Below are 20,610 nucleotides of genomic sequence, written 5' to 3'. Positions count from 1 at the left end.
GCAACCGTTAACCTTGGTGAATTTTCATCTAAAATGAAGGCGTTTTATTCTTCTGCATCACTCTCACGCTTCAGAGTCAGCATAAAGCCTTTACTACGTGTCTGAGCTGCTTCTTCACGCTTATGCTGTTTATCTAACGCATCGGCAAGCCAAGCATAATCATGGGCATCAGGACGCTGTACAAGAGCCGCCTTGAATGCGGTTTCAGCCTCAGCCCACTGACTGTGGTGTAAGGCTACCTGTCCAAGTGTACTGTTCAGCAATGGTGTCGCTCCATGCCGCTTTAATAAATATGCCAGTGATTTTTGTAAGGCTTCGGTCTCATCTGCCTTTAAGTGTGGAATTAACAGTAGCAGGCGTTCGTCATATTGCTGTTTCAACCCATTGAGGACAATCTGCTGTGCAGTGTCGTGATCATTACACTCAATCAGATGTTCGGCCATGGCGACTTGCAGCACGATATCATTGCGGAGTTTGCGGTTTTGATCTTTCCACCATGCCTTCAATCCGGTACTGCCTTTTTCTGCCATGATCTGATTCATCAACCCGATGTAGGCTTGCTGGCGCAATTGATGAATATGTTCTTCATCACACAAACCAACCTTTATCAGAGAGGGCAGGATATCAATGAGGGATTGGTAGGCTCCTGACTGTGTATAAGCCTGCTCCGCCAGTCGCAGTACTTCAGGATGGCGCGGTGCGTGGTTCAGCAGCTTATCCACACCATTACGGGCGGCATGAACTTCGCCTTGTGCCAGTTGGATACGGACTCGGGTAATATCGACAGGTAACTGATCTTTATCGGCGACTTCTGCGGCACGTTCAATATACTGGATAGTTCGGTGGTAATCGCCACGCTGCTGGGCGGCTTCTGCGGCCAGTAAATAGTTGACGACGGGGCTTTCCGCATGGTCAGCATTACGGGTCATCAAATGTTCAACCTGCTTGAAGTCCCCTTCGGCCAATTTGAGCAGAGCCTGTTTGGTCTGTAAACGTGCCCGGCTGCGCTTGTATCCGCCAAAGAGCCAACTATGGGTGAACGTACTGGTACGTTTTAACCTGCGGTAACACCAACCGATTAAAATCAGCAAGAATTGTAACAGAACAAACATAATCACCATCGCAGTGACGCTGGTGGTGATATTGTGATTGTCTGTTTGGATCAAAACGTATCCCTGATGCCCGGACAACACAGGGCCGAGCACAACGCCTACGATGAGGATAATGAACAGCAATAATACTTTCAGCATGTTCAACCCTCCTGAACAGGTGTTGCTGCCTGACCAGATGTTTCTGCGGGCTTCGGTTGAGGTTGAACTTCTGATTGAGGCTGAACTTGAGTGTCCGACTGATGCGGTAAGTTGTAGATACGCTTGCGCATTAGGTCTGCCAGTATTGGCTGACTGCTCAGGTGTTCAGGGAGTTCAATGGAAAGTGGTTTCTGCGCCAGCGAATCAATATCCTGCAAAAAGGTTTTTGTATCTGAGGACGCTGTATCGAAATAAGACCTCACCCAACTTGAAACGGCTTCCAATGATTGTTTATAGACTTCATTCTGGTGACGGGGAACTGCTTGTGCTGCCACCAGCAGCCTGGAGCGGATGTTTTCGCGCAGATAAACGTCTTGGTTCGGCGCCAATAATGGTACTGCGGAACTGTCACGACGTTTGATAGTAATGAAATTCTCCATAAAGCTGTCCCAGCTCTTACTCAGATTTTTACGCCAGTCAGAGAGTGAGGCACTAATTCCTGTATCGCCTTCATCCATTGGCGCTTCTTGTTCTCCATTATCTTCCAGCCGTAAATTATCGATCTGATTGGATAAGCGGTTCAGAGTAAGAATAATGCCATCTAAATCAAGCTGATTGATTTTAGAGAGAGTATTGATATCTTCCATAATGGCTTGGCGGACGTGTAGCAGGCTGGGATCATCCATCTCGGCAAGGCTTTGGTCGGCGTCTTTCAGCAGTGCGATTGCAGTGGTCGTGTCTTGCTCGGTCCATATTTTGCGGCCAGCCATCTTCACGAGATAATTTGCTTGTGTCAGGCGCCAGTTTTCGAGATCCGTATTTGAAATCTCTGATATGCGGGTCTGAAGCTCCACCATACGGCTGTCTGTTTGTTTATTTTGCAGTTTGGCTTGTTGCAAGTCACTCTCTAGCTTCTGAAACTGGGTAGCAAAATCTTGTTTGTCGCCAGACTGTTGTTGTACGAGAGAGGCAACCTGCTGCTGAAGAGCAAGGTTTTCGGCTGTTAATACTGCATTTTGTTGCTTGCCATGATGGTAAAGGTAAACGCCACCTGCACCGATAGCCAACATAATGGCAACTGAGAGTGTATTTCCCACCCACCCACAACGTTTGGGTTTATGGGGAGCCGTTTCAGGTTGCTGAGGGTGTTTTGTTTCAACCGCATCAGTGGATTGCTTTTGTTCCGTCATAATGGACATCCCATATTGGTTTATTCTAGTGCCTGCATTAAGGCGTCATTATCTGCACTCTTGGCTACTTTTATCGTCTGCCAACCCAGTGTCTGGGCAATATTGGCAAGGCGTTCGCTGACCACAATCAAGTAGCAACTCAATAACCACGCTTTGCCATCATCATCTGTGGCTAAGTTATATAATAGTTGCAGCATTTCGCCACTGGTCACAACGAGGGTTTTTATACCATATTGTTGCCAATGGCGACTGAAATCAGCGACATGATATTTGATAGGCTGGCGTGAATAACACTCACAATAATCGACTTTCCCTCCCCGATTTATTAATGTCGAAGCAATAACTTCACGCCCCCCATTACCCCGCAGCAATAAAATCTTTTTATCATTCACCCGTTGTAAAATGGGGAGTTGCAGTAGGTCTTCACTCGTTTCACCCTGTTCAGGCCAGAGGATCTCCAACCCGGTTTTTTGATGAAACATCAGGGAAGTTGATTTGCCGATACCATAATAGGATAGCTTATCAGGCCATGATAGGCCTTCTTGCAGAAGCTGTTCATTAGCGTAGTGAACAGCGTTTTTTGACAACAGGAAGACTAAATCACCCGCCGACAGCCGTTGGAGTTTCTGTGACAGCAACGGCAAATCGCCCCCGGGATAAATCGTAATGAGTGGCGCACTGAAGGCTATTTTTCCCATAGCCCTCAGTCGCTTGGCCAACTGCTCTCCTGCGGGATCTGGGCGGGTGATCAAAATGCTCATTCAGGAGGATTCCTCTGGTAGACGTCAGCCAGAATCTGGCGCGCACCTTTTTCCAATAATTCTTCTGCCAATTCCACCCCCGCGCGACGAGCCTCTTCTGGTGATACGGTTTTTTCACCACGAACAGTTATACTGCCATCGGGAGCTCCGACAAGTGCGCGCAGCCAGATATTGTTTCCCTGCCAGATAGCATAGCTGCCAATGGGTACCTGACAGCCACCCTCAAGGTGGGTATTCATGGCGCGTTCTGCCAGAACGCAGATTTCTGTTCCTGTATGGTTCAAGGGAGCAAGTAACTCACGGGTTTGCTTATCATCAAGGCGGCACTCAATACCGACGGCACCCTGACCGACTGCGGGAAGGAGTAACTCCGGTTCCAATGGCATACGAATGCGATCTTCCAACCCTAATCTCTTAAGACCCGCAGCTGCAAGGATAATGGCATCATAATCGCCGTTATCAAGCTTGCCCAGACGGGTACCTACATTGCCTCGCAGGTCACGAACCACCAAATCAGGACGTAACTGACGAAGCTGGCATTGGCGGCGTAAACTGGATGTACCGACGATACTGCCAATGGGCAGTTCATCAAGCGAGGTATATTTTACTGAAACAAAGGCATCCCTTGGATCACCCCGTTCGCAAATTGTGACCAACCCCAAGCCGTCAGGAAATTCCACAGGGACATCTTTCATAGAATGGACGGCAATATCAGCCCGATTTTCGAGCAGTGCCAACTCCAGCTCTTTTACAAATAACCCCTTACCACCCACCTTTGCCAGTGGAGTATCGAGGATCACATCTCCGCGTGTCACCATTGGAATCAGCTCCACTTTCAGTTCTGGATGAAACTGTTCCAGTTGCTTTTGGACATATTGGGCTTGCCACATAGCCAACGGGCTTTGGCGGGTCGCGATACGAATGATTTTCATTGTCATTGATAATTATATTGGATAATCGTATTAATAACGGTATTTAGGGGCTTTTGAGCCGCTAAATTGCGAGAAGATAGAGTCAGTTTTAACATTTCAATACATTTTTTTCCAGTTAGGTAAAAGCCAGAAAAAACCTGGATAGATTATAGATATACAGGTTGTGAGATAAAAATAATTTTAAATATTAAAATAATATTTTATTTAAATAGAGAAAATAAACAAACAGATTGATTTAAAAGCAGATTACTATTTGAAATTTATCCTGATGGAAAAAACGGAAGGAGAGGTATTTACTAATTAAAAATATTATTAGTTTAAGCACTTATGTAAACCTTATGGTATTACAATGCTTTACATAACTTATATGAAAAATAATCAACTATAATCCCTTTTTCAAAAAACGTATTATTATGTCTATTCTGTGATTAATGTAATATTTTACAATGAGTTAGTTGATTATCGTCTATTGCGGAGAGGGCGGAAAGGTGGTATTGCGTACTTTACGCTTCGACTGCAAGGTGTTAAATTGATCACGTTTCCGACAATAATTTTGTAAAAATTTTTAAAAGTCATCTTGCAATACGATGCTTTATCGGAAACGGGGGCTACTTTAGGCACTGGAACTCAATCAGGCGAAACTCTTGTATCTCTATATTGAAACATTGAAGCAGCGACTGGATGCAATTAACCAGCTTAAGTTAGAGCGCGCGACCAGCTCAATGAGTCCCGTTTTTAAGCAGGTCTATAATTTAATTCCGGTATTATTGCATTATCATCATCCAATGATGCCCGGTTATATCAAAAGCAACGTTCCTCATGGCGTTTGTTTCTTCACGCCTGATGAATCTCAGCAATTTTGGATTAATGATCTGGCATGTCAGTCTGCTGATATTTTGTCACTCGCTCCCAACGGTGAGCTGCCGATTACGGGTATTTACTCGATGGGCAGCACCTCTTCTATAGGGCAAAGCTGTTCTTCTGACCTGGATATCTGGATCTGTCATCAATCCTGGCTGGATCATAATGAAAAAGCGTTACTGGAACAGAAATGCACTCTGATAGAACAGTGGGCGGGGTCGCTGGGTATTGAGGTGACATTTTTTCTGGTTGATGAAAATCGCTTTCGTCATAATGCCTGTGGCAGCCTGAACGGGGAAGACTGCGGAACAACCCAGCACATCCTTCTGCTGGATGAATTTTATCGCACAGCGGTCTGCATGGCAGGTAAACGTTTGCTGTGGATGATGGTTCCGGTGGAAGAAGAGGGGCAGTATGACGAATATGTGCTGTCTCTTTATGCCCAAGGTGTTTTGACGCCAAACGAGTGGCTGGATCTGGGCGGATTGAGTGAACTGTCAGCAGAAGAATATTTTGGGGCAAGCCTGTGGCAGCTCTACAAGAGTGTTGACTCTCCTTATAAAGCAGTTTTGAAAAGTCTGCTGCTGGAGGCCTACTCATGGGAATATCCGAACGGAAAATTGCTGTCAATGGAGATGAAGCAACATTTCCATGATGGTTCTATTGTTTCCTTCGGTCTTGATTCTTATAGCATGATGCTTGAGCGTGTAACCCGTTATCTCACCGCAACGAACGATTTCACACGTCTGGATCTAGCGCGTCGTTGTTTTTACCTGAAAGTTTGCGAAAAGATGCTGGAAAGCCACGAGGATAAAGGCTGTACAGGATGGCGTCATCAGGTCATGTCGCAGCTGGCGCATGAGTGGGGTTGGGATGCCGGCAAATTGGCAATGCTGGATAACCGTAATTCATGGAAAATCGGGCTAGTGCGTGATGCTCATAATGAATTACTGGATACCATGATGATGAGTTATCGCAATTTGATCCGCTTTGCCCGGCGTAACAATTTAAGTGTGAGTGCCAGCCCACAGGATATCGGTGTACTGACCCGTAAATTGTATGCAGCATTTGAAGCTTTGCCCGGTAAAGTCACTCTGGTGAATCCACAAATTTCACCGGATCTGACAGAACAGGATCTGACGTTCATCTATGTTCCGCCCGGGCGTGTAAACCGTAGCGGCTGGTATCTTTACAATCACGCGCCCACGATAGAATCGATCATCGGCCACCAGCCACTGGAATATAACCGCTATTTAAATAAATTGGTGGCGTGGACCTATTTTAACGGCCTGCTGACTAAAAAATCTCGTATCCATATTCATCACGGGAAGTCGCAATGTGACCGGAATAATCTGTGTGATTTGGTGAACGATATCGCTACCCATTTTCCAATCCGCCTGCCTGCGCCGACGCCGAAAGCGTTATATAGCCCCTGTGAGATTCGTCATCTGGCGATTATTGTTAATTTGGAAAAAGATCCCACTACGGATTTTTCCAATCGGATCGTGCATTTTGATTTCAGAAAGCTGGATGTTTTCAGTTTTGGTGAATTGCAGCAATGTCTGGTGGGGAGCATCGACCTGCTTTACCGTAACTCGTGGAATGAAGTGAGGACATTGCATTTCAGTGGCGAACAATCCATGCTGGAAGCGCTGAAAACCATACTGGGCAAAATGCATCAGGATGCGGCACCACCCGCTGAGGTTGATGTGTTCTGCTATAGCGAGCATTTGCGTGGATTGATCCGAACTCGCGTCCAGCAGTTAGTTTCAGAATGTATAGAGTTGCGTCTGTGTAGTAACCGTCAGGATCCCAATCGCTTTAAGGCGTTACGCATTTCAGGCCAGACATGGGGTTTGTTTTTTGAACGGTTAAACGTTTCGGTACAGAAATTAGAAAATGCTGTGGAATTCTATGGCGCGATTTCCAATACTAAATTGCACGGCCTGCCCGTTAAGATAGATAACAAAGAAAAGCATTTACCTCCCGTGATCGATGGGTTTGCCTGTGAAGGAATTATTCAATTTTTCTTCGAAGATATTGAAAAAAGTCAGGGGTTCAATATTTATATTCTTGATGAGTCAAATCGGGTAGAAATTTATTCCCATTGTGAGGGCAGCAAAGAAGAACTAGTCTGTGACGTCAGCCGTTTTTATTCTTCCTCGCATGATCGTTTTACTTATGGCTCGAGTTTTATCAACTTCAACTTACCACAGTTCTATCAAATCATCAGGAAAGGTGAGCGTACTCATGTCTCTCCATTTATAGATGGAGTGTTTCCACCGGATAATACGAAACTTAATGATACAGCGTACAGTGTTGATGTACTTCTGGATGATTCGTGTAGGTCACATGATCCTTGTCATTCGTTGTATCCCTATTGATATAAAACGAATAATTTAAAAATACGTGAATTTCCGGCATATTATATATTACATTTAAAACGTATTTTTATTATTTATTTATTTATTTATTTAATTAATTAAATATAGATTTATATTGTATTTTACTATAATAAAAACATCGTTAATTAATTTGATGTTAATATAAAAAATTAATTAATTAGTAATAATATTTTTCTTTAATATCTATATTTCAGACTTATATTAATGACTTGTTGTATTTTATATTTTATATTTTATATTATTGCAATTGGTTTTATGGTGATCTACAGCGATTAGGTTTATGGAAGGTAATAAAAATGCCGTATTTCAATACGGCATAAGCGGTAAATTATCTGCGTAGTAGCAAAACAAATTCTAAAACTGAAATGATTCGCCACTCTGTTCTGTGATCGACTGTTCCAGCATGGATAGAAAATCGTTACCACTACGGTCACAAATCCATCGATTTTCCTGATAATCAAAGTGGTAGCCACCACTTTTGGTTGCCAACCAGATTTGATGAAAGGGTTCCTGGCGGTTGATAATGATTTTGCTGCCGTTTTCGAAAGTTAGCGTCATTACGCCGCCGTTTGTTTCACAGTCAATATCGGCATCGCCATCGTAGTTATCTAGTTGCTCTTCAATACGCTGCATCAATTGATCGGCCAATTGATGAAATTCGCTATCGTTCATGTTCATTTCCTATTTGCTTTTCAGGGTCTAACTGCGATTATAGAGAGTATTGACGCATGAATTACAGGCATTAATTATTATGATGAAAAAACAATTCCGTTGGTCACTGGCTATCATAACATTACTTGCGGTTTCTGGTTGTGGCTTGAAAGGTCCTCTTTATTTCCCGCCGGCAGAGCCGACTGTGACACAGGCTCCCGCAGATCAGGAAAATAAAGCACAGCCAGAACACAATACACAATCGGATACTCAACAAAAATAGCACCGATAATCTGGTTTCTCTTGGAGCAGTCTATGTTGGAGTAGTATATGCAGTTCTCCAAAATGCATGGTCTTGGCAATGATTTTATGGTCGTTGATGCAGTGACCCAGAATGTTTATTTTTCGCCAGAATTAATCTGCCGTTTGGCTGATCGACGTACTGGCGTGGGCTTTGATCAATTACTGATCGTTGAAGCTCCCTACGATCCTGACTTAGACTTTCACTATCGCATTTTTAATGCTGATGGTAGTGAAGTTTCCCAGTGTGGCAACGGAGCGCGCTGCTTTGCCCGTTTTGTTCGCTTGAAAGGATTGACCAATAAGCGTGATATTAAGGTCAGTACGCAAACAGGCCGGATGGTACTGAGCATCACCAATGATGATCAGGTCTGTGTCAATATGGGAGAACCGGACTTTGAACCACAGCATGTTCCTTTTCGTGCCATTAAGGCGGAGAAAACCTATATTATCCGTGCCATTGAACGCACCGTGCTCTGCGGTGTCGTGTCGATGGGAAATCCTCATTGTGTGATACAGGTTGAAGATGTCGACACCGCAGAAGTGGAGATTTTGGGGCCAGTATTGGAAAATCATGACCGTTTTCCTGAGCGGGCGAATATTGGTTTCATGCAGATCATGAATCGTAGTCATATTCGATTGCGTGTCTTTGAACGTGGTGCAGGAGAGACACGGGCTTGTGGCAGCGGTGCATGTGCAGCCGTCGCCGTCGGTATCCAGCAAGATCTGCTGAATAGTCAGGTTCGCGTTGATCTGCCGGGTGGTTTCCTGCAAATTTGCTGGGACGGGCCGGGCAAGCCACTCTATATGATAGGGCCTGCAACTCACGTTTATGAAGGTACGATTCATTTGTGATGGATTCAGTTTTATCTGAGTCATTATTGAAATATGGGGCATTGGAAAATGGGTAAAAATGACGATCCACTGCACTTGGAAAATTGGCTGAATGATCAGGCGGTAGTGGATTATTTGCTGAATAATCCTGAGTTTTTTATCCGCAATGCCAATAGAGTCGATAAGATACGCGTTCCTCATCCGGTGCGTGAATGTGTCTCCCTGATGGAATGGCACATGGATCGCCAGAGAAAGCGCATCTGTCATCTGGAAGACGATTTGTTACATTTGGTGGAGCAGGCGAAACAGAATGAAATACTGTTTTGCCGTCTGCTGCAATTACTCGCTGATCTCTCCGCTGCCAAAAGTTTGCAGGACTTTCTTTCCCGCTTGAGTTCATGGTCGAAAACCTTTGGGTTGAGTAATAGTTATGTTCGGTTATTCAGTGATAAATGGCGTCTTGGTGCGCCGCTGAATGCGCCGGAGCTGGCTATCTCGCGTCATATTTTTGAGCCTGTCCGCATTCAGCGATTTGGTGACAGTAACCATTATCTTGGCACACTGTATGGTCCAGAAATTTTACTGCTGATACCACAGGCTCGCTATGTAGGTTCAGTCGCTATCTCCCTTTTGGGTTCACGGGGGGAGCTGGGCATGGTGATTTTCAACAGCCGCAATAAACAGCACTATCATGAAGGTGTGGGAACCGATCTACTTGATCATCTGGCGAAATTGCTACCGGAATTATTGTCCCGCTGGGTAGAACGAGTATGACTCAGCCGCTTGACTTGCTGCTTGAACCAGTAGAAACCTTTTTGCATTATCTGCGGGTTGAGCGTCGTTTAAGCCCATTGACGATCACTAACTACCGTCGTCATTTGGTGGTTCTGGCATCTATGTCACTGGATATGGGGATACATGAGTGGCAGGCACTTGATCCGGCTAAAGTCAGAATGTTTGCTTCCCGCAGCCGTCGGGCGGGGTTGCAGTCTGCCAGCCTGGCTCTGCGTCTTTCTTCTCTGCGTACTTTCCTTGATTGGATGGTAATACAGGGGGAACTGGATGCCAATCCTGCCAAAGCCGTTAGTGCACCGCGTAAAAAGCGCCATTTGCCCAAAAACATGGATGTGGACGAAGTCAATCAGTTACTCAATATCAACCTGAATGATCCATTGTCCGTTCGTGACCGGACGATGATGGAAGTGATGTATGGTGCAGGTTTGCGTTTGTCAGAACTGGTTGGCCTGGATTGCCGGCATCTGGAGCTGGCAAGTGGTGAAGTCTGGGTGCAGGGTAAGGGCAGTAAAGAACGTAAAGTACCCGTGGGTCGCATAGCACTGGAATGGCTCCAGCGCTGGCTTGAAATGCGGGAATTGTTTGAGCCGGAAGATAATGCCGTTTTCATTTCTACCAAAAGCGGAAAACGGATCTCTGCCCGTAATGTACAAAAACGATTTGAACAGTGGGGCGTTCGCCAAGGGGTCAACAGCCATATCCATCCCCATAAACTACGCCACTCTTTTGCCACGCATATTCTGGAATCCAGTGGTGATCTCCGTGCAGTGCAGGAGTTGCTGGGTCATGCGAATTTATCGACGACCCAGATCTATACCCATCTGGATTTCCAGCATCTGGCCAAAGTCTATGATGTGGCCCATCCCAGAGCCAAACGAGGAAAATCATAATGCGTTTTTATCGGCCTCTCGCGCCGTTTGCTGCGATGACATTCGATCTGGATGATACGCTTTACGATAATCATCCAGTAATCGATAAAACCGAAAAAGAAGTGTTGTGTTTTATCAGGCAGTACGATGTCAAGTTCAATCATTTTGAGAGAGAAGATCTGTATGTGTACCGTCAGGCGGTTCTTGAGTCGGAGCCTGAAATTTACCATGACGTGACATCTTGGCGCCGCCAGTCAGTAGAATTGATGTTCAGCCACCACGGTTTCAATCGTGAGGAGACCCTGCGTGGTGCGGATGAACTTATGTCCTGCTTTACTTATTGGCGTAATCAGATCATCGTGCCGGAATCCACCTATAATACTTTATCTGTACTGGCGAAAAAAATTCCGTTGGTGGCGATCACTAATGGGAATGCCGAACCTGCTGCGTGCGGGCTTGAACCTTATTTTGAGTTTGTCCTCAAAGCGGGGGTGGACGGGCGGGCTAAACCTTACCCAGATATGTATCATCTGGCGGCTGAACGGCTGAACCTGCCAATAAGCCAGATCCTGCATGTTGGCGACAATCTGAAAACTGATGTGGAAGGTGCTCTGTGCAGTGGCATGCAGGCCTGCTGGATTAACCTCGAAAATAGAAACCTGATGCAGGAGCCCGAAGGGCGCCGGGTTCCACATGTTGAGATTTCTGATTTGGCTTCTTTGATCGCACTGATATAATTTCATATTGTGATCTGTATAAAAAAAACAGTGACAAAAGTGACTGTTCTCAATTGATGGTAATTATGGACGTTTCTTATCTGCTCGAAAGCCTGAATGATAAACAACGCGAAGCTGTTACGGCATCGCGTACCAATATGCTGGTGCTGGCTGGGGCTGGCAGTGGTAAAACGCGCGTGCTGGTTCACCGGATCGCCTGGTTACTGTCAGTTGAAAATGCGTCACCTTTTTCCATCATGGCAGTGACTTTTACCAATAAGTCAGCGGCTGAAATGCGCCACCGGATTGAAAACCTGATTGGCACCAGCCAAGGGGGAATGTGGATCGGAACATTCCATAGTCTGGCTCATCGCCTGCTGCGTTTTCATCACCTTGACGCCAATCTGCCGCAAGATTTCCAGATCCTCGATAGTGAAGATCAGCACAGACTGATCAAGCGTATTATCAAGGCGATGAATCTGGATGACAAACAGTGGCCAGCCCGTCAGGGCATGTGGTACATCAACGGTAAAAAAGATGAAGGACTGCGCCCTCAGCATATCGAAATCTACGGCAATCCGGTAGAAACGACATGGATGAAAATTTACCAAGCCTATCAGGAAGCGTGTGACCGCGCCGGATTGGTAGATTTTGCCGAATTACTGCTGCGTGCTCATGAATTGTGGCTGAACAAACCGCAGATCCTGCAACATTATCGTGAGCGTTTCACTAATCTTATGGTGGATGAATTTCAGGACACCAACAGTATTCAATATGCTTGGATCCGCCTGCTGGCAGGAGATAGCGGCAAGGTGATGATTGTCGGTGATGATGATCAGTCGATTTACGGCTGGCGTGGGGCGCAGGTGGAAAATATCCAGCGTTTTCTCAGGGATTTTCCCGCCGCAGAAACCATTCGTCTGGAACAGAATTATCGTTCCACCAGCAATATCCTCAAAGCGGCTAACGCTCTGATTGCTAATAACAACGACCGATTGGGTAAGAGTCTGTGGACAGAAGGCGGGGAAGGTGAACCGATTGCACTTTACTGTGCTTTCAATGAACTGGATGAGTCACGTTATGTGGTCAGCCGTATCAAGCATTGGTTGGATAACGGCGGTGCACTGAAAGAGTGTGCGATCCTGTATCGCAGTAATGCCCAGTCCCGTGTGTTGGAAGAGGCGTTATTGCAGGTTTCTATGCCTTACCGCATTTATGGCGGCCAGCGCTTCTTTGAACGTCAGGAAATCAAGGATGCGTTGTCTTACCTACGTTTAGTATCGAACCGTTATGATGATTCCGCTTTCGAGCGTGTGGTCAATACGCCGACGCGGGGTATCGGGGATAGAACGCTCGATGTTGTGCGTCAAGTGGCGCGTGATCAGCAGAAAACGCTATGGGAAAGCTGTCTGCTGCTGCTTCAGCAAAAAGTGTTGGCGGGGCGTGCTGCATCTGCATTGCAGCGTTTTATTGAATTAATTGACGCGTTGGAAACGGAAACGCAGGAGATGCCGCTGCACGTACAAACCGACCGCATTATCCGTGACTCCGGCCTGTGGGCGATGTATCAGCAGGAAAAAGGCGAAAAAGCACAGGCGCGTATCGAAAACCTTGAAGAACTGGTTACTGCAACCCGCCAGTTCAGTTTTAAGGATGAAGATGAAGACTTGATGCCATTGCAGGCCTTTTTGTCCCATGCGGCACTCGAAGCGGGGGAAGGGCAGGCGGATGTTTATCAGGATGCCGTACAGTTGATGACCCTGCACTCTGCGAAAGGTTTGGAATTTCCGCAGGTCTTCATCGTCGGTATGGAAGAGGGAATGTTCCCCAGCCAAATGTCTCTTGACGAAGGCGGGCGATTGGAAGAAGAACGTCGTTTGGCCTACGTGGGCGTGACAAGGGCGATGCAAAAACTGACACTGACTTATGCCGAAACCCGTCGTTTATATGGCAAGGCAGTGTATCATCGCCCGTCTCGTTTTGTCGGGGAACTGCCGACGGAATGTGTTGCTGAAGTTCGTCTGCGGGCAACCGTATCACGTCCGGTCAGCCATAAGCAGCTGGGAACACCTATCAGTGCCGGCGACAGTGGTTACGCACTTGGTCAGCGTGTACATCATCCGAAATTTGGTGAAGGAACGATTATCAATATCGAAGGCAGTGGGGAACATTGCCGCCTGCAAATCGCGTTTCAAGGTGAAGGTATCAAGTGGCTGGTTGCTGCTTATGCCAGACTTGAAACAGGCCAATAATAATCCGGTCGAATGTTGACAGGCTTTTTCGTCTAAGCGTAACATTCGCGCCTTACGATAAACGTAGGGAGTATAAGGAGACTTATGGTACATGCTGAACGCATTTAAATTAGAGAATAATCGCCTGCTCCGTCTTGAGCTTGAAAACGGTGATCAGTTATCTGACTCTATGTGGGTAGATTTAGTGGGGCTGGGAGATGAAGATCGTCTCCGTGTTCAGAATGAACTGGGGCAAGTACTGGCAACCCGCACTGAATTGGATGATATTGAGGCATCGGCACGCTTTTTTGAAGATGAAGATGGTCTGCACGTCCACTCATTCTTCTACTTTGAAGATGCCGAAGATCATGCTGGTAACTCGACAGTGGCATTTACCATCCGTGACAGTCGTCTCTACACACTGCGAGAGCGTGAACTTCCTGCATTTCGATTATACCGAATGCGCGCCCGCAACCAGACTATGGTTGACGGGAATGCCTATGAGCTACTGTTGGATTTGTTCGAAACTAAGATCGAACAGTTGGCAGATGTGATTGAAAATATTTACAGCGTACTGGAATCCCTGAGTCGAGTTATCATGGAAGGCAAGCAGGGGGATGAATTTGACTCAGCGCTTTCAAACCTTGCCGAGCAGGAAGATATCGGCTGGAAAGTCCGTCTGTGTCTGATGGATAGCCAGCGCGCGCTCAACTTCCTCGTGCGTCGCGCCCGCCTGCCCGCTAATCAGCTTGAACAGGCCCGCGAAATCCTGCGAGATATCGAATCTCTGTTGCCGCATAACGAATCCCTGTTCCAGAAAGTCAACTTTCTGATGCAGGCGGCTATGGGTTTCATCAATATCGAACAGAGCCGCATTATCAAAATCTTCTCGGTTGTTTCCGTCGTATTCCTGCCGCCAACGCTGGTGGCTTCCAGTTACGGTATGAACTTCGAATTTATGCCGGAATTACACTGGACATTTGGTTACCCTGCGGCCATTGGTGTGATGATTGCCGCGGGATTAGCACCTTACCTTTATTTCAAGCGGAAAAACTGGCTGTAATAATCCCCGCCCATTGGTGGGCGGAGGGATAATTCGGCTACTTGCGCAAGCGGTGCTGGGTGTACAGAGCATCCAGCGTAAACAGGATCAATGCAGCCCAGATAAAACCAAACGTGATCAGGCGCTCCGGACCAATTTGTTCACCATAAACCAGCGTTGCCAGCAAAAACATCAGCGTTGGACCAAGATACTGGAAAAATCCCAGTGTGGATAAACGCAGATGAGCAGCGGCTGCGGTGAAAAACAGTAGCGGAACAGTGGTAATGATACCCGCGGCAATCAACAGCATGTTCAGTGATAGCGTGTTATCTAGCATATTGCTGGTTGGGCTGCTGGTAAAACAGAGAAGATAGACCATCGCGACCGGAAATACCCAGACAGTTTCAATCATCATGCCGGTTTGGGCATCAACGCCCAATTTTTTACGGATCAGCCCATAAACGGCAAATGTCATCGCCAAGTACAGTCCAACCACGGGTACAGAGCCAAATTGCCATAACTGAATTAATACGCCGGTGAAGGCCAGCCCTACCGCAACCCATTGCATCCGGCGGAAACGCTCGCCAAGAAATATCATGCCGAACAGCACGTTAACCAGTGGATTGATAAAATACCCGAGGCTTGCTTCCAGCAGATGCCCATTATTGACTGCCCAGATATAGACAAGCCAATTACTGGCAATAGTGAAAGCGGTGATACCTAACAGTAGCAGTTTTTTCGGTTGACGGGCAACGACCCACACTTTACGCCAGTGGCGTGTCAGCGTTAGCAGTAGCACCATAAAGAACACAGACCATATAACACGGTGCGACACGATTTCATCGGGCGGTACCTGTTGTATGGTCTTGAAGTAGATGGGAGCCAGCCCCCAGATAAGATAAGCGCCCAAGGCATATAGAACGCCTTTGGCAGTCTGTTGGTCAGTCATAATATCCTTGAATGTAAAATAAAATCAGAAGAGCTTGTGAATTGTTAGCACTCATACAATGTGTCACTGGGATGAATGATTTACAAGGGGTTAATGCTGTGAGGGATGAATAAAATTTTGCCACTCAATTTAATGGCGTTTTATACTTAATTTGTATTTATTAAAAAATAATTCACTATATTTATACAATCTAACTCATTTTTCATCTCAAAGTTTGTGTGTTCAGAAGTGGATTAAAAAATGAACTTTCGTGGTTGATGGACTAAACGTAATTTATCTAGAAATTAGCCTGTTCTAATCTTATACAATCAATGTAACTGACTATTTTTTATCATTAAATTATCTAATGCTCTATCCCGATAGTAGGTGTTTATATGATAGTAAAATCGGTTTTTTTATTTAGAGTGCTATTTTCATCAATAAGAAATCGATAACACAATGGTTCATTTCAGTCATGACATCAATTTATTGAATCCTGTATAGTCTGCCTATTTGGCGAACATTCAGATGGCAAAGATTGATGTGACCTGCCCATCTTGTTGTGCAGTTAAAGGGGGTCACCGTAATGGGCGCTCTCGCTCTGGTCATCAACGTTATCTTTGCCAGTCCTGCCGTCATTCCTGGCAACGGGAATTCACTGATGCGTCTGATGGCGCTACTGGCATGAAATGCAAATTATTTTGATAAAAAAACATTACTCTAATTTAATGAATTATAACCAAGAGTACTTGTTATTTTGAATTACATGAGCATAAGGTAGCACAATATGAAAAAAATTATTTTTTTAGCTATAGGTATGTTTGCTCTAGGGTTTGATGCGTATATTATAGCAGGGCTTGTACCGGGGATCAGTGAAACCTATCAAAAAAGCGCCTCTCAAATCGGACAATCTGTAAGTATATTTACTTTATGTTATGCAATATCAGCCCCACTATTTGCATCTCTTTTAGCAGGAAAACCTATAAAAAAGGTTCTATTAACCGCTATAGTAATTTTTGGACTTGCAAACGCATTAACGGCTCTTTCCCCAAATTTTTCTGTATTCTTGATATCCAGAGCGATTGCAGGTGTTGGTGCTGGTTTGTTTTCACCATTAGCTGTAGCCGGCTCGACTCTGTTGGTTCCTATAGACAAAAAAGGAAGAGCACTTGGCCTAACAATAGGTGGAATGAGCATGGGAACTGTGTTAGGTGTTCCTATAGGTCTTTATATCGCCGACCAATTTAATTGGCAATCTGCAATGTGGTTTGTCGTTATTCTGAGTTTTATTGCTGCGTTAAGTATTCTAAAATTTCTACCACACGTTCCAGTCACAGCACCACCTGCAATAACAGAAAGAATCGCAATGTTTTTGGATAAAAGGGTCACAATCACTGTACTAATAACATTTTTTGCAAGTATTGCAAGTTTAGGCTTATACACCTATTTATCTCCATTATTACAAGACATTAATGATTCAAATAATTTAACAATGTATTTATGGGCTTGGGGTCTGGGGGGATTATTTGGAAGTTTATCGATTGGATATATAATTGACTACTTTAAGAAGCCAAAAATTTTAATGGCATTTATATTAATTATTTTAATGATTTCTGTCATGTGTATTCCGATAATGATTAATCTATCATTTATAAAATATTTACCGTTCTTTATATGGGGTGCTATGGGATGGGCATCAGGGGCACCTCAGCAACATATTTTATTATCTTATCAACCTAAACACGGAAGTGCTGCCATAGCTCTCAATAGTTCGATTAACTACCTAGGAAGCTCGGTAGGAGCGATAATAGGTGGAGTAGTTATATCTCTGGGAATGGGAACTATGGTTTTAATCTATTTCGCGGTATTTTCTATGGTAATTTCATTAGGTCTTCAATTTTATAGTATGAAAAGCAATGATTTTAAAATAATTAATACTGAATCCAGCCAATAACTACTGTAGCGCGCCGCGTGAATTGAAAAAGGGTGCCATTTAAAATGAGAAAATTCACGTATGGTGATTTTATCAAAACACGCGGAATATTTAGATTGTTTTATAATAAAATAAATGACTTTATTTTTCTCCTCTGGGAGTCAATAAAAAGTATCACCCAACCAAATACGTCGCCATTGCGCTGGCGATATGCACCTGCCGCTCATTGTGCAGTTCAATTCTGGCAACTGATACTTTGTTGCCACTACGGACGATATTGCTGCTGGCGGTGAACACTTCACCGCGTCCCGGACGCAGATAATCAATACGCAAATCAATAGTTCCGATGGTCGGCAGGCGTTTTTCCATTTCTGCTATCGTGATGGTTTCCATTGCCGTCAGAGCGTTGCCTGCGCAAATCAGGCCACCGGCAACATCCAATATTGAGGCAATCACGCCACCGTGCAGGATTTTCTGGGCCATGTTGCCGACCAGCTTATCTTGATTGCGAAATTGAAGCTCTGCATAGTCGTGATCAAAGCGGAGTAATTCGAATCCCAGCAATTGGTTGAATGGCATGTGATAAACAAATAAATCACCAATAATCTTACGGGCTTCTTCCTGTGTTAATGGCTGGGTTGATCGCTGTATTGTTTCCATGTCGGATTTCCTGATGTTAAAAAGTCAGTAAGCTGATGTTGAACAGAACCTTATGGTTAATAATTTGTTAAGTTTATGCTTTTATAACTCATCTTACCAGTTTGCGAAGCACCTCGAAAAACAATTTATTGAAGGAAAACTTACTACAGAAAATCACCATTCAGTGTGTAGAATAAACAGGTGACGTTTTAGTTTTGGGATAGCCGTTTTTATACCCAGTGATTTCAGTGGATATGGAGAATCCATGATCGATGATGATTTCGGGAAGATCCGTTTTGGCATCGACACCATGCTGAATGATATGCTGTCATTGTTTCAACAGTGAGATAGCATAGTATGTACAGGCACCTGAATCGCGTCTGTATTTTTTACTGCCTGTTTTTTTTAAATGATTGAGGGAAGGCGTGTCTACCGCAGAAGTCATCAGCACGGCATCGCTGGCTGAACAAGTATTACGAAAAACATTCGGATATCAGCAATTTCGTCCCGGACAGCAGCAGGTTATTGATGCTGTTCTCGATGGGCGTGATTGTCTGGTCGTCATGCCAACCGGTGGCGGTAAGTCGCTGTGTTACCAGATCCCTGCCCTGATCAACAATGGGCTGACGTTGGTGGTTTCGCCATTGATCTCGCTGATGAAAGATCAGGTTGATCAACTGAGGGCGAACGGCGTAGAAGCGGAATGTTTGAACTCAACCCAAAACCGTGAGCAGCAGGTTGATATCATTCAACGCTGCCGTCAAGGAAGCATCAAGCTTCTCTATATCGCGCCTGAGCGGCTGGTAACAGATAATTTTCTCGATCAATTGCATGATTGGCACCCTGTGCTGCTGGCTGTTGATGAAGCACACTGTATTTCTCAATGGGGGCATGACTTCCGGCCAGAATATCGCGCGCTGGGGCAATTTCGCCGACGCTTTCCTGAACTTCCATTTATTGCACTGACAGCAACGGCGGACAAAACAACCCGTCAGGACATTACTCGCCTGCTGGAACTGCACGATCCGCTTATCCACCTCAGCAGTTTTGATCGCCCCAACATCCGCTATACATTGGTTGAGAAATATAAACCTCTCGATCAACTATGGTCATTTGTGCGTGGTCAGCAGGGAAAAAGTGGGATCATTTACTGCAACAGTCGAACTAAAGTGGAAGAAACCGCTGAACGCCTGCAAAAGCGGGGGCTGAGTGTTGCCCCTTACCATGCTGGGCTGGATAACAATCAACGGGCATGGGTGCAGGACGCTTTCCAGCGTGACGATTTGCAGGTCGTTGTGGCAACCGTCGCTTTTGGTATGGGGATCAACAAACCTAACGTACGTTTTGTGGTGCATTTTGATATTCCGCGCAATATCGAATCCTATTATCAGGAAACAGGCAGGGCGGGGAGAGACGGCCTACCGGCGGAAGCGATACTGTTTTTCGATCCGGCGGATATGGCATGGTTGCGTCGTTGCCTGGAAGAAAAACCGGCAGGTGAGCAACAGGATATTGAACGGCACAAATTGAATGCCATGGGCGCATTTGCGGAAGCCCAGACTTGCCGTCGGCTGGTACTACTCAACTATTTTGGTGAAAGCCAGCAGACATCATGCGGCAACTGCGATATTTGCCTTGATCCACCAAAACGTTACGATGGTCTGATGGATGCGCAAAAAGCGCTTTCCTGTATCTACCGCGTTGGACAACGTTTTGGTATTGGCTATATTGTAGAAGTATTGCGTGGTGCAAATAACCAACGCATTCGTGATTTTGGCCATGACAAATTGCCCATTTACGGTATCGGTAAAGAACAGAGTCAGGAACATTGGATGAGTGTCCTGCGTCAGCTTGTTCATCTGGGATTGATTAGCCAAAATATAGCCAATTATTCGGCGTTACAATTAACAGAAGCGGCACGGCCTGTTTTGCGGGGAGAAGCGTCTTTACAACTTGCGGTACCACGTATCCAAAGCCTGAAAAGCCGGAATCAGCAAAACAAATCATACAGTGGCAATTATGATCGTAAGTTATTTGCCAAATTGCGCAAATTGCGTAAATCCATTGCTGACGAAAATAACATTCCACCTTTTGTCGTTTTCAATGACGTTACGCTGATTGAAATGGCAGAACAATGCCCGATAACACCTAATGAGCTCCTGCTGATTAATGGTGTTGGGCAGCGTAAACTGGAGCGTTTTGGCGATGTTTTCATGGCGCTCATCCGTGATCATTTTGAAGGTTTTGAATAACCAGAAGATATTAATAGAGGA

Annotated in this window: 18 protein-coding genes; 11 read left to right on the top strand and 7 right to left on the bottom strand. The window is 45.2% G+C overall.

Annotation, left to right across the window (positions count from 1 at the left end; all coding sequences use genetic code 11):
- Positions 1-44 precede the first annotated feature (44 nt).
- Genes hemY through hemC form a run of 4 tightly spaced genes read right to left on the bottom strand, consistent with a single transcriptional unit; the run spans position 45 to position 4,139 of the window.
- Complete coding sequence (gene hemY / locus XBJ1_RS17740; protein ID WP_012990429.1) at positions 45-1,250, bottom strand: protoheme IX biogenesis protein HemY; 1,206 nt, start codon at positions 1,248-1,250, stop codon at positions 45-47.
- Positions 1,251-1,252: 2 nt separating this feature from the next.
- The gene (gene hemX, locus XBJ1_RS17735) at positions 1,253-2,440 is read right to left on the bottom strand and encodes a uroporphyrinogen-III C-methyltransferase (RefSeq protein ID WP_038199498.1); all 1,188 of its coding nucleotides are present in this window, start codon (positions 2,438-2,440) and stop codon (positions 1,253-1,255) included.
- 20 nt (positions 2,441-2,460) lie between these two features.
- Positions 2,461-3,201 (bottom strand): uroporphyrinogen-III synthase, encoded by a 741-nt coding sequence (gene hemD / locus XBJ1_RS17730; RefSeq protein ID WP_012990427.1) that lies wholly within the window; start codon positions 3,199-3,201, stop codon positions 2,461-2,463.
- On the bottom strand, positions 3,198-4,139 hold the full coding sequence (gene hemC / locus XBJ1_RS17725) for a hydroxymethylbilane synthase (RefSeq protein ID WP_038199496.1): 942 nt from the start codon (positions 4,137-4,139) through the stop codon (positions 3,198-3,200). The genes hemD and hemC overlap by 4 nt, the downstream gene beginning before the upstream one ends.
- 638 nt (positions 4,140-4,777) lie before the next feature.
- Between hemC and XBJ1_RS17720 the strand changes: the two genes are divergently transcribed.
- Entirely contained in the window at positions 4,778-7,378 is a 2,601-nt protein-coding gene (locus XBJ1_RS17720; RefSeq protein ID WP_071822530.1) for a class I adenylate cyclase, read from the top strand.
- 375 nt (positions 7,379-7,753) lie between these two features.
- Here XBJ1_RS17720 and cyaY read toward each other — a convergent pair whose 3' ends face one another.
- Entirely contained in the window at positions 7,754-8,071 is a 318-nt protein-coding gene (cyaY, locus tag XBJ1_RS17715) for an iron donor protein CyaY (RefSeq protein ID WP_012990423.1), read from the bottom strand.
- A 79-nt stretch (positions 8,072-8,150) separates the two neighbouring features.
- On the opposite strand from cyaY, the gene lptM reads away from it, so the two are divergent.
- The 7 genes from lptM (at position 8,151) to corA (ending at position 14,858) form a co-directional block, all read left to right on the top strand.
- Entirely contained in the window at positions 8,151-8,333 is a 183-nt protein-coding gene (lptM, locus tag XBJ1_RS17710) for an LPS translocon maturation chaperone LptM (RefSeq protein WP_012990422.1), read from the top strand.
- Positions 8,334-8,380: 47 nt separating this feature from the next.
- Positions 8,381-9,205, top strand: coding sequence for a diaminopimelate epimerase (dapF, locus tag XBJ1_RS17705; protein ID WP_012990421.1), 825 nt, complete (start codon positions 8,381-8,383; stop codon positions 9,203-9,205).
- Positions 9,206-9,253: 48 nt separating this feature from the next.
- Entirely contained in the window at positions 9,254-9,958 is a 705-nt protein-coding gene (locus XBJ1_RS17700) for a DUF484 domain-containing protein (RefSeq protein WP_049778834.1), read from the top strand.
- Positions 9,955-10,869, top strand: a complete 915-nt coding sequence (gene xerC / locus XBJ1_RS17695; RefSeq protein WP_012990419.1) for a tyrosine recombinase XerC — start codon at positions 9,955-9,957, stop codon at positions 10,867-10,869. The genes XBJ1_RS17700 and xerC overlap by 4 nt, the downstream gene beginning before the upstream one ends.
- Positions 10,869-11,585 (top strand): 5-amino-6-(5-phospho-D-ribitylamino)uracil phosphatase YigB, encoded by a 717-nt coding sequence (yigB, locus tag XBJ1_RS17690; protein WP_012990418.1) that lies wholly within the window; start codon positions 10,869-10,871, stop codon positions 11,583-11,585. The genes xerC and yigB overlap by 1 nt, the downstream gene beginning before the upstream one ends.
- Before the next feature lie 56 nt (positions 11,586-11,641).
- Entirely contained in the window at positions 11,642-13,816 is a 2,175-nt protein-coding gene (gene uvrD, locus XBJ1_RS17685; protein WP_038199494.1) for a DNA helicase II, read from the top strand.
- A gap of 91 nt (positions 13,817-13,907) precedes the next feature.
- Positions 13,908-14,858, top strand: a complete 951-nt coding sequence (gene corA / locus XBJ1_RS17680) for a magnesium/cobalt transporter CorA (protein WP_012990416.1) — start codon at positions 13,908-13,910, stop codon at positions 14,856-14,858.
- Positions 14,859-14,895: 37 nt separating this feature from the next.
- Here corA and rarD read toward each other — a convergent pair whose 3' ends face one another.
- Positions 14,896-15,786 carry an EamA family transporter RarD gene (gene rarD / locus XBJ1_RS17675; protein WP_012990415.1) on the bottom strand — a complete coding sequence of 297 codons (891 nt, stop codon included), beginning with the start codon at positions 15,784-15,786 and terminating at the stop codon, positions 14,896-14,898.
- A 507-nt stretch (positions 15,787-16,293) separates the two neighbouring features.
- Here rarD and XBJ1_RS23085 point away from each other — a divergent pair.
- Complete coding sequence (locus XBJ1_RS23085; RefSeq protein ID WP_080515987.1) at positions 16,294-16,470, top strand: IS1 family transposase; 177 nt, start codon at positions 16,294-16,296, stop codon at positions 16,468-16,470.
- Between the two features lie 82 nt (positions 16,471-16,552).
- Positions 16,553-17,719: an MFS transporter gene (locus XBJ1_RS17670; RefSeq protein ID WP_012990413.1), complete on the top strand. Its 1,167-nt coding sequence runs from the start codon at positions 16,553-16,555 to the stop codon at positions 17,717-17,719.
- A 153-nt stretch (positions 17,720-17,872) separates the two neighbouring features.
- On the opposite strand, the gene XBJ1_RS17665 is transcribed toward XBJ1_RS17670, so the two are convergent.
- A complete protein-coding gene (locus tag XBJ1_RS17665) occupies positions 17,873-18,358 on the bottom strand; it encodes a thioesterase family protein (protein WP_012990412.1) in 486 nt (161 codons plus the stop codon).
- Between the two features lie 404 nt (positions 18,359-18,762).
- On the opposite strand from XBJ1_RS17665, the gene recQ reads away from it, so the two are divergent.
- Positions 18,763-20,589, top strand: a complete 1,827-nt coding sequence (recQ, locus tag XBJ1_RS17660) for an ATP-dependent DNA helicase RecQ (RefSeq protein ID WP_012990410.1) — start codon at positions 18,763-18,765, stop codon at positions 20,587-20,589.
- Positions 20,590-20,610 lie beyond the last annotated feature (21 nt).

The organism is Xenorhabdus bovienii SS-2004 (genome assembly GCF_000027225.1).
GTDB lineage: Bacteria > Pseudomonadota > Gammaproteobacteria > Enterobacterales > Enterobacteriaceae > Xenorhabdus > Xenorhabdus bovienii_C.
Note: the sequence above shows the minus strand (reverse complement) of the source record. Positions and strands in the feature narration are given on the sequence as shown.